Origin of the sequence: Actinoplanes sp. NPDC048967 (assembly GCF_040649415.1) — a bacterium.
Classification (GTDB): domain Bacteria; phylum Actinomycetota; class Actinomycetes; order Mycobacteriales; family Micromonosporaceae; genus Actinoplanes.
On the sequence record NZ_JBEZFL010000004.1, the window covers coordinates 1 to 12,377 of the forward strand.

The window sequence follows — 12,377 nt, forward strand, 5'->3', positions numbered from 1 at the left end:
CCGTACGAGCCGTTGGACACGTTGGACGCATAGACCAGGTGCTTGCCGTTGTAGACGACGTTGGTGAAGTCCTTCAGCGACGTCCAGCCGTTCTTGGGACTGGCCAGCGCACCGGTCGACGACCAGCGGTAGCTCGACGGCAGCGTGCACGTACCGCCCGGCGTCGACGGCGAGACCGATGGGGACGGGGACGGTGATCCCGGTGGCGTGGTGGACGGAGACGTCGGTCCGGTCCCGCCGGTGCAGTTCACCCCGTTGAGCGCGAAGCCGGCCGGGACCGGGTTGCTGCCCGTCCACGAGCCGTTGAAGCCGAACGACACCGTGCCGTTGGTCGCGAGCGCGCCGTTGTAGCTGACGTTCTTGGCCGTCACCGCCGCGCCGCTCTGGGTCAGGGTGGTGTTCCACGCCTGCGTCACGGTCTGACCGGCGCCGTACGACCACGTCAGCGTCCAGCTGGACACCGGGTCACCCAGGTTGGTGATCGCGACGCTGGCGCCGAAGCCGCCCTGCCACTGCGACGACACGGCGTAGTTCACCGAGCAGCCCGCCGCTGCGGCGCCCGCCGGCAACGCCACGGCAACCGCGGCCGACGCCAGCAGGGCGACGCCGGCCGACGCCAGGCCGACACTGATCGATCTGGATCTGGTCACTGGTTCACTCCTGAGGAATGGGTCAACACGACGGTGGAGATGCTGCGGGCGGGAACGCTGACGGTGACCTGTCCCCCGTTCAGGCTGGTCGGCTGGCCGGCCGCGTTGGCGTTCTGCGAGGTGAGGTAGTACTCGGCCTTGGTGACGTTCTGCGGGGCCTGGAGCACGGCATTGGTGACGGCGGCGGCCGAGCGGTTGAGGATCACCAGCGTGGTCTTGCCACCGCCCTGATAAGCGGTCACTTCCAGCGGCGAGGCCTTGGCGCTCTTCGTCAGGCCGACCCGCTGGTAGCCCGGGCGCACGTACTTGGCGAACTGCGAGAACGCGTAGCCGCGCTTCAGTGGTGCTCCGGCGGTGGTGCCGTAGGCCGCTTCGCCGTCACCGATGAAGGAGTAGTAACGCTTGCCGTACCACCAGATGTAGGCGTTCCAGTTGGCCTCCATCGACTTGTGCACGGTGCGCATGATGTCGTCGAGGGTCTCGTTCCAGACCGCCTGGTTGCTGGGGTTGCCCCAGATGTTCGAGCCGTTGCCGTCGGCCTCGTGGAAGTTCCACTCGGTCATCCACACCGGCTTGTTGTACTGCTCGGCCAGCGAGTACGGCTTCAACCGTCCCGCGTCCTCAGTGCCGTACAGGTGGCCGCCGATGTAGCCGATGTTGTTCCGGGCGCTCGCGTCGTTCAGGGTCGGATCGGTGTAGCCGTAGTTCAGGTTCACCGCCTCGGCCACCATGAGCTTGGTGTTCTGCACTTTGGCGCCCTGGTCGCGGACGAAGGTGCGCAGCTCGGTGCCGCTCCAGTCCATCGAGTCGTAGTCCGGGTGCCAGTCCGGCTCGTTCTGCACCGAGGTGACGTCGATGGCCACGCCCTGGTTCTTCATGTACTGGACGTAGCTGTTCAGGTGGTTGGCGTAGTCGTCGTAGTAGTCGGTCTTCAGCTTGCCGCCGTTGACCCGGCTGTTGTTCGTCTTCCACGCGGCGGGGGCCGTCCACGGCGAGGCGAGGATCTTCACGTTCGAGCCGTACGACTTGGCCGTTTTCAAGGCGTTGACCTGCGCCGACCATTCGCTGGAGACCGGCGAGATGCCGGTCCGCACGATCGACAGGCCGAGCTGGTTGGCGCCCGACCCGACCAGCGTCTGGGTCTCGGCGGTGGACCACGCGCCGCCCCAGATCGATACGGCAGCCCCGAACCCGTCGATCGTCTGGTATTTGGTGGCACTGTTCACGGTGATGTCGGGCGTGCCGGCCGGCGCGGTGGTGGTCGGCGTCGAGGGCGGGGTGGTGGGTGCCGTGGTCGGCACTGGGCCGCCGCCGCAGACGAAGCCGTTGACCGCGAAGTCCGTCGGAGCGGGGTTGCTGCCGGTCGACGCGCCGTTGAAGCCGAACGAGACCGTGCCGTTGGTGGGGACGGACCCGTTGTAGCTGACGTTCTTGGCGGTGACCGCGGCGCCGCTCTGGGTCAGCGTCGTGTTCCAGGCCTGGGTGACGGTCTGCCCGGCGCTGTAGGACCAGGTCAGCGTCCAGTTGGAGAGCGCGTCACCGAGATTGGTGATGGTGACGTTGGCGCCGAAGCCGCCCTGCCACTGCGACGAGACCACGTAGCTCACCGAGCAACCGGCGGCCGCGGCGCCGGCCGGCAGCGCCACAGCCACGGCCGCGGCCGCCACGAGGGCGGCACCGGCCGATACCAGCACGGTGTTGGCCGGCCTGACTTTCCTCATGCACAACTCCTTGAACGGAAATACCGACGACATGATTGGGAGCGCTCCCAGCCTGATATGGATATCGATAAGTGTCAAGGTGTGCATCGGCGGCGCCGATGCGACTCCCGATCCGGCACCGGCATAACACTTTCCGGGTGGAGAACCGCATTTACTTTCCGGACGCGGCCGGGTGCGAGATATCGCCGGTCAATACCGTCTTCAGGAATGGCGTTCAGATGAGCGGGGCAAACTGTTCTCACATTGACTGAGTGGCCGCCAAGCCGAGCAGGGAGTAAGGCGCATCCGCGCCGAAGAGCAGTTCGTGAGTTCGGGCGCCTTCGCGAGCCGCCTCGGCGCTGCGGGCGAACATCGCCTGTTCGTATTCGATGAGCGCGGCTTCGATGTCGTCCGGGCGGGCGGCAATGGCCTTGGCCAGTTCCGAGCCGTCGTACAGGGCCAGGTTGGCGCCTTCGCCGTTCGGGGCCGTCAAATGGGCGGCGTCGCCGAGCAGAGTCACCCCCGGCACCCGATCCCACCGGTGCCCGATCGGCAACGTGTAGAGCGGCCGCAGGACCGGCGGGGTGTCGCTGTCGGTGATCAAGGCGGTGAGCTCCGGGGCCCAACCGTCGAACTTCTGCGCGATCCGAGCAGCGGCCCCGGCGGCGTCGGTGAAGTCGATGGCGGCGAACCACGACTGCGGCTCGGTGACGAACACGTAGCTGTGCAGGGTGCCGCCCCTTTCCCGGTGCGCCAGCAGGCCCTGGCCCGGTGCGAGGGCGTACATCGCGCCTCGGCCGACTGCCTTCGCCGTGGCGGGGTGCCGGGCTTCACTGTCGAAGAGGTGGGTCTCGACGGCCGACATGCCGGTGTATTCGGGCGTGGCGCCGGACAGCAGAGGCCGGACGCGTGACCAGGCACCGTCCGCGCCGACCAGCAGACTGGTCACAACCGTCGCGCCGTCGGCGAAGGTCACCGTGTGCCGTCCCGAACTGAGGGCAGCGACGCCGCTGACCCGGTGGCCCCACTTGACGCTGCCGGCCGGGAGGGAGTCGAGCAGCAGCCGGCGCAGGTCACCGCGGAGGATTTCGGGGCGTCCGCCCGTGCCGTCGTCGCCCTGCTCGGCCAGGACGGTCCCGTCCCGGCCGAGGAACCGGCCGGCCTGGCGGCCCTCGAGAACCAGGCCGCGAAACTGGTCGATCAGGCCGGCCTCGCGCAGCGCCAGTTGGCCGTTGTAGTCGTGGATGTCGAGCAGGCCGCCCTGGGTGCGCGCGGTTGGCGCGGCCTCCCCCTCGTAGACGGTCGCGGGGATGCCGCGCACGTGCAGGACGCGCGCCAGCATGAGGCCGCCGAGGCCGGCGCCGATGATCGTTACGGGAGTGGACACGGGGGCTCCTGAAGGGTGGGGGTGCAAACCGCTACCGTCTTACTTGAGGCGACTCGGTTTGCTTACCGAGTAAACTTACCGGGTAAAGCTAATACCACTGAGGGAGTTGTGTCCATGCCCAATCGGGGAGACCGTGGTGGGTCGAGGACCCGCGCCCACATCGCTGACGTCGCCACCGGGCTGTTCCTCGACCGGGGCTTCGACGACGTCACGATCGTCGAGGTCGCCGCCGCGGCGGGCGTGTCCAAGGTGACCGTCTTCAAGCACTTCGACCGCAAGGAGGACCTGCTGCTCGACCGGCTCCCCGACGTGGTCGAGATCGCCCGGGCGGCGGTGCGTGATCGGGCGGACGAGGTCAGCGCGGTCGAGGCGATCCGGCAGACACTGCTCGCCCTGGCCGACGAACGGCACGGGTTGTCAGCCCTGGACGAGGGCATCGAACCGTTCCTGCGGATCGTCGTGGAAGCGCCGACGCTGATCGCCCGGCTGCGGGTGTTCGAGCACGAGATCGAGGCGGCGCTGGCCGAGGAACTGGCCGCCGACAAGCGTTTCTCCGGCGACGGGGCGCTGCTCGCCGCGCTGGTCGTCGCGGCGTACCGGATCGTCGCGGTCGCGACCGTCCGGCGCCGGCTCGCCGGCGACGAGCTCGCCGACGTCGCGGCGGCCCACCGGCAGCGGCTGAACCAGGCCTTCGATGCGATCGAGTACGGCGTCTCGGCGCGTGCACCCCGTTGACATCATCCGGAGTACGGCGGCGCCTGCCGTTTCGCGCATCGGCAGGCCGGGTAGCGAACCGTCCATGGTGGATATCACGGCCAAGTCGGTCGCCGGCTACATCCTGCAGTTCATCGCCGTGGCAGCGGTTGTCGTCGGCGTGCTGATGACCGTGTCCAGCGTGGTCCGGGCCGATCTCATCGGGATCGTCCTCGGCCTCGTGCTGGTCGCGGGCGGGGTTCTCGTGCTCAAGCGCCCGCGCCGGGACCGCCGGGCCGGATAGTCACCGCGCGAACCGCGCGACCACGGCGCCGAGTTCGGCCGGCGCGCTCAGCGGCATCAGATGGTTGGCGTGATCGACGGTGGCGATCGCTGCTTCCGGGAGCAGGCCGGCGAGCTGGGCGACCAGCCGGTGCACCGGCGGTGGACTGTCGGCGCCCTGAATGAGCAGGACCGGCCGGGTCACCGCCGGATCGAACCTCCACGCGCCGACCGCCGGAAGTTCGCCGGCGAAGAAGGCACCGCAGTGGTCCGCCGCCGCCTCGACGACGCCGGCCCCGAGCACGTCGTTCATCACCGCCCGGTAGTCCGGCCCGCACACCATCGCCATGAAGGCGTCGAAGGCGGTGGCGTGGTCGCCCCGGGCGGTCGCGGCCATCGCCGCGCCCAGCACCGGGCCGAAGGCGGCGTGCAGAGCCTCCATGTCGGCCGGATCGGCCAGGGCGTCGATGAGCGGAGGTTCGCAAAGAGCGACCGTACGGACGGCAGCCGGATCATCCACGGCCAGCTGGAGGGCGATGGTCGAGCCTGACGAGTGGGCGACGATGTGAGCCGGCGCGGCATCCAGCTGCCGGAGCAGGGTGGCGGCGTGGCGGGCGTGGTCAGCCACCGTCAGACCGGCCGGCAGCGGGCCGCCGGTGTAGCCCGCGCGGACCATCCGGATCACCCGGTGGTCCGCCAGCTCGGGGGTCGCGGCCAGGGGCGTGAGCCAGTCGGCGAGTCCGCCGCCGTGGATCAGCAGCAGCGGTTCACCGTCGCCGCCGGAGTCGGTGTAGGCCACCTCGGCGCCGTCGATGAGCGCCGGGGTGAGGTCGGCGGAAAGGTTGATCATGGTTGTTTCTCCAGGTCAGTCGGCGTAGAGCCGGATCTCGAGGCCGTCCGGGTCGTGCAGGCCGACCAGCACGGAGCCACCTTTGTGGCCGGTGACGATGCCGCTGTGCGGCTGACCCAGGTCGTCCAGCCGGTGCCGCCACTCCTCGATGTCCGCGCGTTCGGGCACCTGGAGCGCGACCGGGTCGAAGCCGGCCAGCGCCTCCGCCCGTACGGGATCGAGCCGCAGCGCCAAGCGCAACCGGCCGCTCGCGTCGGCCAGGGCCAGGCCTCGCGGGCTGCCGTCCTCGACGAATTCGATCTCGACCCGCAGGCCGAGCACCGACGTGTACCACTCGCGACTGCGGATCAGGTCGGAAACGGGGAGCTTGACGTGGTGGAAGCCGGACAGGTCGGGCATCTCATCCCCACTCGTTAGAGTCGGCTCTAGTAATTCACTAGAGTAGGCTCTAGCGTGTGACGAGATCTGTCAAGCCCCGTGTCAGCCGGGCCGAGCAAGCCCGGGCGACGCGCCGGCGCATCATCGCGGCCGCCGCGGCGCAGTTCGCGGCGCACGGCTACGGCGCGACGCTGCTCGATCAGGTGGCCGAGCAGGCGGAAGTCGCGGTCCAGACCGTGTACTTCCACTTCGGCAACAAGCGCACGCTGCTCAAGGAGGCGCTGGACGTCGCCGCGGTGGGCGACGACGACCCCGTACCGCTGATGGACCGGCCGTGGGTGCTCCAGATCCGGCAGGAGACCGATCCCGTGCGGATCATCGAGTTGTGGCTGGCCACCGGCCGCACCATCCTCGACCGGATCGTCCCGCTCATGCGGGTCCTGCGCGGAGCGACCGGTACGGACCCCGAGGTGGCCGCCCAGTGGGACACCAACCAGGCGCAGACGCGGGCGGCGCACGGCTTTCTCGTGGAGCTGCTCGCCGAACGGAGCGCCCTGCGGCCCGGGCTGGACGTCGAGCAGGCCCGCGACATCGCCTTCGTCCTCAGCAACGTCGAGACGTATCTGCAGTTCACCGATGTCTGCGGGTGGACCCCTGACCAGTGGCAGGAGCGAACGGCCGCGGTGCTCACGGCCGCCCTGCTCGCGCCCTAGACTGGGGCGGTGCCTGAACCGGCAGATCGTCCCGCGTGCGTCGACGACGTCCACGAGCTGGCCCTCGCGATGCCGCACGTCACCGTTTACGACCCGGAGGCGGACAACCCGGTCTATCAGGTGGGCGGCAAGTCGTTCGTCTTCTTCCGCAACCCGCGCCCCGACGCGGTCGACCCGGAGACCGGCGAACGCTATTCCGACGTGATCGTCTTCTGGGTGGAGTCGGACGCGGACAAGCAGGCGCTGGTCCAGGACGAGACGACGCCCTTCTTCACGACTCCGCACTTCAACGGCCACCCGTCGGTGCTGATCCGGGCGAGCCGGCTCGGCGGGATCAGCCGTACGGAGCTGGCCGAGGTCATCCAGGACGCCTGGCTGTCCCGGGCCTCCCAGCGTCGCCGGGAGACGTGGCTGCGCAGCCGCTCCGGGCTGTGACCGGAGCGGCTGCGGACGCCGGTCAGTCCTCCCGGCCGCAGGGGAACCGGGCCACGCCGGCGGCCATCCGGATCCCGCCGAGCAGATGGTCGAGCAGCAGCGGCTCGTTGTAGTACTCGGCCTTGTGCCCCAGCGCGGTGTAGAAGGCGCGGCCGCCGTCGTACGGCTGGCACCAGGAGATCGGGTGGTGCCGGCCCATCCCCGGCGAGCCGCCCGGCACGCTGTAGCCGCGCGGGTCGTAGGTCCGTTCGTCCACTTCGGCGAGGACGCGGACGGTGTCCCGCGGGTTGGTGCGGAAGTTGTACCACTCCTCCTCGCGTTGCCAGCGGCGCGGCAGCGGGCGGGTGGCCGCGGTGTCATGGCCGAGGACCTTCACCGTGGCCACCTGGAACTGCGGGTTGACCGCGCCCGGGTGGTCGCGGAAGTAGGCACCGACCAGGCCGCCGTACCAGGCCCAGTCGTACTCGGTGTCGGAGGCGGCGTGGATTCCCGCGAAGCCCCCACCGCGGCGGATGTAACGTTCGAACGCGCCCTGCTGCGCCTCGTCGAGGACGTCGCCGGTGGTGCTCAGGAACACCACGACGTCGTACCGGGCGAGGTTGCGGTCGGTGAACGCCGCGGCGTCCTCGGTCGCGTCCACCTTGAAGTGGTGCCGGGCGCCGAGCCGCTGGATCGCGGCGACCCCGGCCGGGATCGAGTCGTGCCGGAACGCCGCGGTTTTGGAGAAGACGAGCGCTTTGAACCTCTGATGCCCGGAGGACGCCGCGGCCGGCGACCCGGCCGCCCCCGCGAGTCCTACCGCCAGCATGGCCGCCATCACGAACCTGACCACGACTTTCATGACCCCTCCTCAGCGTTTGCGCGCGTACCGGGCTCCTATCGAAGGGTATGACTCGGACCGCACCCGGGGAAGGCGTTGCCGTCAGGCCGCGGTGGTCTCGGCCCGGCGGTCCGGGTCGAAGGCGCGGTCCATCAGCCGGGCGCTCCACCGCCGGCTCGCGAGCCGGCTCATGATCACACCGAGCTGATTGGACCGTCCGTCGATCACGCTCGGGCCCGGGTCGCGGCGCTCGAGATGGGCCAGCGCGGTGGCGACGACCTCGCCGGGCGTCCGCGTCCGGCCCGAGGTCAGCACGCCGGCGCCCGCGCCCATTCCGGTGGTGAAGTCCGTGGCGGTGGCGCCGGGTGAGACGGCGAACGCGGTGAGGCCGGTGCCGCGCAGCTCCGTCCAGAGGGACTCGGTGAAGCTCAGCACGAACGCCTTACCGGCGCTGTAGACGGCCATCCGCGGCGACGGGAAATAGGCGGAGACCCCGGCGAGATTGATGATGAACCCGTTGGCGGCGCTCAGCAGCTGCGGCATGAACGCGGCGGTGAGCTGGACCGGTGCTGCCACGTCGACGGCGATCTCGGCGGCGAGGCGGCCGGGATCGGCGTCGGCGAACCGGGCGAAGGTGCCGAAGGCCGCGTTGTTGATCAGGCTGGTGACGGCAACCCCTCGGTCGGCGACAGCCTGGCGGAGCTCGCTGCCGGCGGCCGGGTGCGCGAGATCAAACGGAACGGCATCCACCCGTACGCCGTGAGCACGGTGCAACTCGTCCGCCATTGCGGCCAGCCGCTCGGCCCGGCGCGCGACGAGTACGAGGTTCGAGCCACGCGCCGCCAGAGCCGTGGCGAAAGCGGCCCCGATCCCGGAGCTGGCCCCGGTGAGGAGAACGGTCTGGGCGCGGTAGTCAACGGTCATGGAACCAACCTCCCGCGGGCCGGGCGGCGCCGTCCAAGACCCGTTCCACACCTCGTCATGCCGAAACGACATAACGAGTACGCTGCTGACATGGCCGACGGCGTACCGGACCTGGACCTGCGGCTGGTCCGCTACTTCACGGCGCTGGCCGAGCACGGCACCTTCGCCCGCGCCGCGGAGGCACTGCACGTCGCCCAGCCGTCACTGAGCCGCCAGCTCCAGCGGCTCGAGGACGCACTCGGTGTACGGCTGCTGGAGCGCACCACCCAGGGCAGCAGGCTCACCGCCGCGGGCGAGGCCTTCCTCCCCCGGGCCCAGACCCTGCTGCAGCACGCCGGCCAGGCCGTTCGCGCGGCGCGCGGCGCCGCGCCACCACGCACGATCACCATCGGCTACGTCGAAGACCTCAGCATCACCGCCGCGGTCCGCGACCTGCGCCGCCGCCATCCGGACGCGCACGTACGCACCCGCCACCTGGACTGGCACGACACCCGCGCGCTGCCCGACGGCCGGGTCGACGCGCTGGTGGCCCGCACGCCCCTTCCGATCCCGGTCGACGACCTCGACCTCACCGTGCTCTACGAGGAGCCCCGCGTGCTGGTCCTGCCGGCGTCCCATCGCCTGGCCGGAAAGGAAGTCGTCGCCCTGGCCGACTTCGCCGACGAGCCGATGGTGGCCTGCGCCGGGGCACCCGCGACCTGGACGGGATTCTGGCGACTCGAGCCTCGCCCGGACCAGGGCGGCGCACCGCTGGCGGCAATGCCCGCCGACACCATCGAGGACAAACTCGAAGCGGTCGCGGACGGGGAGGCGGTCGCCCTGATTGCCGCGAACGACCCCCGGGTGACCGCCCGGGACGACCTCGTCACCGTCACAGTCGAGGGAATCGAACCGTGCCACGTCGTCGTCGCGACCCGCCACGCGGACATCAATCCCCTGGTCGCCCAGTTCCGCCGATCCGCGCGGACTCACCTCATCGGCGGTTGACCGCACTCACCAGATCGGGATGTCGAGGCCGCGTTCGGAATCCGGGCGGGGGCCGGTGATGCGGCGTTCCGATGCGTTGATGGCGTGGTCGTTGATGGAGGCCTCGCGCCGGCTCATCAGGCCGTTCGGGGCGAATTCCCACAACTCGTTGCCGTAGCTGCGCCACCACTGGCCCGCCGCGTCGTGCCATTCGTACTGGAAGCGCACCGCGATGCGGTTCTCGTGGAAGGCCCACAGCGACTTGCGGAGTGCGTAGTCCTGCTCGCGTTCCCATTTGGCGGTCAGGAATTCGATGATCGCCGGACGGCCGGTGAAGTGCGCGTCGCGGTTACGCCACTGCGAGTCGGGCGTGTAGGCCGCGGCGACCCTGGCCGGGTCGCGGGTGTTCCAGGCGTCCTCGGCGGCCTGGACCTTCTGCCGAGCGGTCGCCAGGTCGTACGGCGGGAACGGCGGTCGGGCCTCGGTCATCGGGATCGGTCCTCTCGGTCGGTCAGCGCGGGGTTGTGCGGGTACGGGCGGTGGGCGGACTCGCGCAGCGCCGGCCGGCGCGCGGCGACGAGCCGGTCGAGCTCGAAGCGGACGATGCGGCCGCTGTGCCCGTCGTCGCCGGGTCGTCCGGCCGCACCCCATTCGATCCGGGCCGTTCCGGACAGCTGCAGGGTGGCGCCGGTGGTGAAGTCGGTGAACAGCAGCGCGGCCGCCGGGCTGACGGCCAGGTTGCCCAGGCTGTTGAACATGTTGTTGCCGGGATAGTCCGGCCACCACAGGCCTTGCTCGTCGACGCGGACGAAGCCGGGCGGCCCGCCACGGTGGGACGCGTCGGCCCCTCGCTGCGGGTGGGCGGTGCCGAGGAAGAAGGTGTCGGCGGAGCGGATCACCTCAACGTCGGCCGGCTGGAACGCGGCACCGCGGCGCACCTCTTCCGGCGTCTCGTGACTGGAGGTGGCCGGGGTGAGCAGCCGCTGCTGGATGAACTGCGGGCAGTTGCCGTACGCCTGCTCGACGTCGACGATCAGCAGCTCGTCGGTGGCGACCGTGAGGGTGCCGTTGAGCCGTACCCGGCGTCGCAGGGCGAAGTCCATGCTGGTCGTGCCGAGGTGCTGCCCGGCGGTGAGGCCGTGCAGGGGGTCACCGGCCGGGACCCCGGCGTGGACGGCCAGCTCGGTGTCGGAGCGGACCTCGAGGAACCCGGCCGGGCCGGTCAGCGGCGAGGTCCAGAGCCGGCCGGTCGCGTCCCGGCCGGTGATGACCAGCAGGGTGCGTGCGGCGAGGAAGCCGGCGATGCCGCCGGACAGGTCCGCCGGTTCCAGCATGCGTGAGAGGCGGGCGGCGTCCTGCCGTACGCCGGCCTGACGCTGCACGGCGAGCTCGCCGCCGTGAAAGCCAGTCATCCTGAGCCCCTTCCACCAGAAGGCCAGTTGTACTCCGTTGTTCTAACGGATGCAAGCCGTTTCATCCGTGATAGATTTCCGGGGTGCGCACCTGGATGCTTCCCGACGAGCCGGTTCCGGTCCGCCTGATGGCGACGATCTGGGCCGACACCGACGGCGGGCACGACGATCTCGCGGGACCACCGGATGTGGACCAGTGGCTGGACGCGATCGGGGTGGCTCGCCATGGGGTGACGGCGACGCGGGACGAGTTCCGGCGGGCGCGGACGCTGCGCGATTCCGTCCGCCGGCTGGCCGCCTTCGTGACCGGCGACGACCGTCCCGCGGCGACCTCGGCCCGGCCGGACGTCCAGCAGGCGCTCGAGTTCGTGAACGCCGTCGTCCGGGAGCTCCCGGTCCCCCAGTTGGTGGAGCGCGAGGCGAGCCTCGAACTGGCCACCGGATCCGCGGCCTCGCCGGTGACCACCGCCTTGGCCGAGGTGGCCGCCGAGGCCCAGCAGCTACTGAGCCGCGGTTCGCTGCTGCGGGCCTGCCACGCGCCCGGATGCGTGCTGTACTTCGCGAAGACGCACCCACGCCGCGAGTGGTGCTCGGTCGCCTGCGGCAATCGCGTCCGCGCGGCCCGCCACTACCGGACGGTCCGATCCGCGCGTCCAACCCGAGATCCACTGTGACCGGTCTGGTATATGTCGTTGCATCCGGTGAGGAAGGCGGGGCCATGATCGAAGTCGGCGAGCTCGCGGGCACCGTCGTGCCGCTGCTCTCGGCGGCGGCCGGGGCGTACGGCAGCGCGGTGGTCACCAAGGCCACCGAGCAGGGCACCGACGCCGCGGCTGAGGCGACCGTGGGGGCCGGGCGGCGGCTGCTGGGCCGGCTGCTGAAGTCGCCCCGCGCGGCGCAGGTCGGTGCCGCGGTGACCGACCTCGGTGAGAATCCGGACGACGAGGCGTTCGCCGCGGCGGTGTACGCCCAGGTGAAACGCGCGCTGTCGGAGGATGCCGAGCTGGCTGAGGAGATCGCGGCCATCGTCGCGGCCTCCCCCGTACGCGGGGACACCTTCACCGTCACCGTGACGAACTCGACCGGGGTGCAGGTCGGCGACCACAACGTCCTGACCGTCCACCAGCCGCCGCCGGCGCGGTGACCGGCCCGGCCGGGCCTCCGCCC

16 protein-coding genes are annotated in these 12,377 nt (G+C 70.5%); 7 read left to right on the plus strand and 9 right to left on the minus strand.

The window, feature by feature from the left end; translation table 11 throughout:
• The 3 genes from AB0C12_RS17575 to AB0C12_RS17585 all read right to left on the minus strand — a co-directional run.
• Nucleotides 1-650: non-reducing end alpha-L-arabinofuranosidase family hydrolase (locus tag AB0C12_RS17575; protein ID WP_360549078.1), on the minus strand; the 650-nt coding region annotated here is incomplete at its 3' end.
• Nucleotides 647-2,371, minus strand: coding sequence for a cellulose binding domain-containing protein (locus AB0C12_RS17580; RefSeq protein ID WP_360549080.1), 1,725 nt, complete (start codon nucleotides 2,369-2,371; stop codon nucleotides 647-649). The genes AB0C12_RS17580 and AB0C12_RS17575, both read right to left, overlap by 4 nt.
• Before the next feature lie 238 nt (nucleotides 2,372-2,609).
• Nucleotides 2,610-3,737, minus strand: a complete 1,128-nt coding sequence (locus AB0C12_RS17585) for an NAD(P)/FAD-dependent oxidoreductase (RefSeq protein WP_360549081.1) — start codon at nucleotides 3,735-3,737, stop codon at nucleotides 2,610-2,612.
• A 114-nt stretch (nucleotides 3,738-3,851) separates the two neighbouring features.
• Between AB0C12_RS17585 and AB0C12_RS17590 the strand changes: the two genes are divergently transcribed.
• Together AB0C12_RS17590 and AB0C12_RS17595 are read left to right on the plus strand one after the other, a co-directional pair.
• Complete coding sequence (locus AB0C12_RS17590) at nucleotides 3,852-4,472, plus strand: helix-turn-helix domain-containing protein (protein WP_360549083.1); 621 nt, start codon at nucleotides 3,852-3,854, stop codon at nucleotides 4,470-4,472.
• A 64-nt stretch (nucleotides 4,473-4,536) separates the two neighbouring features.
• A complete protein-coding gene (locus AB0C12_RS17595; RefSeq protein WP_360549085.1) occupies nucleotides 4,537-4,734 on the plus strand; it encodes a hypothetical protein in 198 nt (65 codons plus the stop codon).
• Here AB0C12_RS17595 and AB0C12_RS17600 read toward each other — a convergent pair whose 3' ends face one another.
• Complete coding sequence (locus tag AB0C12_RS17600) at nucleotides 4,735-5,562, minus strand: alpha/beta hydrolase (protein WP_360549087.1); 828 nt, start codon at nucleotides 5,560-5,562, stop codon at nucleotides 4,735-4,737.
• Between the two features lie 15 nt (nucleotides 5,563-5,577).
• Nucleotides 5,578-5,961 (minus strand): VOC family protein, encoded by a 384-nt coding sequence (locus AB0C12_RS17605; RefSeq protein ID WP_360549089.1) that lies wholly within the window; start codon nucleotides 5,959-5,961, stop codon nucleotides 5,578-5,580.
• Nucleotides 5,962-6,017: 56 nt separating this feature from the next.
• On the opposite strand from AB0C12_RS17605, the gene AB0C12_RS17610 reads away from it, so the two are divergent.
• Both AB0C12_RS17610 and AB0C12_RS17615 read left to right on the plus strand, forming a co-directional pair.
• Nucleotides 6,018-6,653 (plus strand): helix-turn-helix domain-containing protein, encoded by a 636-nt coding sequence (locus AB0C12_RS17610; RefSeq protein ID WP_360549091.1) that lies wholly within the window; start codon nucleotides 6,018-6,020, stop codon nucleotides 6,651-6,653.
• 9 nt (nucleotides 6,654-6,662) lie between these two features.
• Nucleotides 6,663-7,088 (plus strand): MmcQ/YjbR family DNA-binding protein, encoded by a 426-nt coding sequence (locus AB0C12_RS17615; RefSeq protein ID WP_360549093.1) that lies wholly within the window; start codon nucleotides 6,663-6,665, stop codon nucleotides 7,086-7,088.
• Between the two features lie 22 nt (nucleotides 7,089-7,110).
• Here AB0C12_RS17615 and AB0C12_RS17620 read toward each other — a convergent pair whose 3' ends face one another.
• Nucleotides 7,111-7,929 carry a ThuA domain-containing protein gene (locus AB0C12_RS17620; RefSeq protein ID WP_360549095.1) on the minus strand — a complete coding sequence of 273 codons (819 nt, stop codon included), beginning with the start codon at nucleotides 7,927-7,929 and terminating at the stop codon, nucleotides 7,111-7,113.
• 81 nt (nucleotides 7,930-8,010) lie between these two features.
• Nucleotides 8,011-8,832, minus strand: coding sequence for an SDR family NAD(P)-dependent oxidoreductase (locus AB0C12_RS17625; protein WP_360549097.1), 822 nt, complete (start codon nucleotides 8,830-8,832; stop codon nucleotides 8,011-8,013).
• Between the two features lie 90 nt (nucleotides 8,833-8,922).
• Between AB0C12_RS17625 and AB0C12_RS17630 the strand changes: the two genes are divergently transcribed.
• Entirely contained in the window at nucleotides 8,923-9,819 is an 897-nt protein-coding gene (locus tag AB0C12_RS17630) for a LysR family transcriptional regulator (protein ID WP_360549099.1), read from the plus strand.
• A 6-nt stretch (nucleotides 9,820-9,825) separates the two neighbouring features.
• Here the strand turns inward: AB0C12_RS17630 and AB0C12_RS17635 are convergent, their stop codons facing one another.
• Nucleotides 9,826-10,287, minus strand: a complete 462-nt coding sequence (locus AB0C12_RS17635) for a nuclear transport factor 2 family protein (protein ID WP_360549101.1) — start codon at nucleotides 10,285-10,287, stop codon at nucleotides 9,826-9,828.
• Nucleotides 10,284-11,210, minus strand: a complete 927-nt coding sequence (locus tag AB0C12_RS17640; RefSeq protein WP_360549103.1) for a pyridoxamine 5'-phosphate oxidase family protein — start codon at nucleotides 11,208-11,210, stop codon at nucleotides 10,284-10,286. The genes AB0C12_RS17635 and AB0C12_RS17640 overlap by 4 nt, the downstream gene beginning before the upstream one ends.
• A gap of 83 nt (nucleotides 11,211-11,293) precedes the next feature.
• On the opposite strand from AB0C12_RS17640, the gene AB0C12_RS17645 reads away from it, so the two are divergent.
• Both AB0C12_RS17645 and AB0C12_RS17650 read left to right on the plus strand, forming a co-directional pair.
• Complete coding sequence (locus AB0C12_RS17645) at nucleotides 11,294-11,884, plus strand: ABATE domain-containing protein (RefSeq protein WP_360549105.1); 591 nt, start codon at nucleotides 11,294-11,296, stop codon at nucleotides 11,882-11,884.
• Between the two features lie 44 nt (nucleotides 11,885-11,928).
• A complete protein-coding gene (locus AB0C12_RS17650) occupies nucleotides 11,929-12,354 on the plus strand; it encodes an RIP homotypic interaction motif-containing protein (protein ID WP_360549107.1) in 426 nt (141 codons plus the stop codon).
• Nucleotides 12,355-12,377: the final 23 nt, after the last annotated feature.

Coding starts and splice junctions, on each gene's coding strand:
- AB0C12_RS17580 (WP_360549080.1), bottom strand. CDS start 2,371: ATGAGGAAAGTCAGGCCGGCCAACACCGTGCTGGTATCGGCCGGTGCC.
- AB0C12_RS17590 (WP_360549083.1), top strand. CDS start 3,852: ATGCCCAATCGGGGAGACCGTGGTGGGTCGAGGACCCGCGCCCACATC.
- AB0C12_RS17595 (WP_360549085.1), top strand. CDS start 4,537: ATGGTGGATATCACGGCCAAGTCGGTCGCCGGCTACATCCTGCAGTTC.
- AB0C12_RS17600 (WP_360549087.1), bottom strand. CDS start 5,562: ATGATCAACCTTTCCGCCGACCTCACCCCGGCGCTCATCGACGGCGCC.
- AB0C12_RS17605 (WP_360549089.1), bottom strand. CDS start 5,961: ATGCCCGACCTGTCCGGCTTCCACCACGTCAAGCTCCCCGTTTCCGAC.
- AB0C12_RS17620 (WP_360549095.1), bottom strand. CDS start 7,929: ATGAAAGTCGTGGTCAGGTTCGTGATGGCGGCCATGCTGGCGGTAGGA.
- AB0C12_RS17625 (WP_360549097.1), bottom strand. CDS start 8,832: ATGACCGTTGACTACCGCGCCCAGACCGTTCTCCTCACCGGGGCCAGC.
- AB0C12_RS17630 (WP_360549099.1), top strand. CDS start 8,923: ATGGCCGACGGCGTACCGGACCTGGACCTGCGGCTGGTCCGCTACTTC.
- AB0C12_RS17635 (WP_360549101.1), bottom strand. CDS start 10,287: ATGACCGAGGCCCGACCGCCGTTCCCGCCGTACGACCTGGCGACCGCT.
- AB0C12_RS17640 (WP_360549103.1), bottom strand. CDS start 11,210: ATGACTGGCTTTCACGGCGGCGAGCTCGCCGTGCAGCGTCAGGCCGGC.
- AB0C12_RS17650 (WP_360549107.1), top strand. CDS start 11,929: ATGATCGAAGTCGGCGAGCTCGCGGGCACCGTCGTGCCGCTGCTCTCG.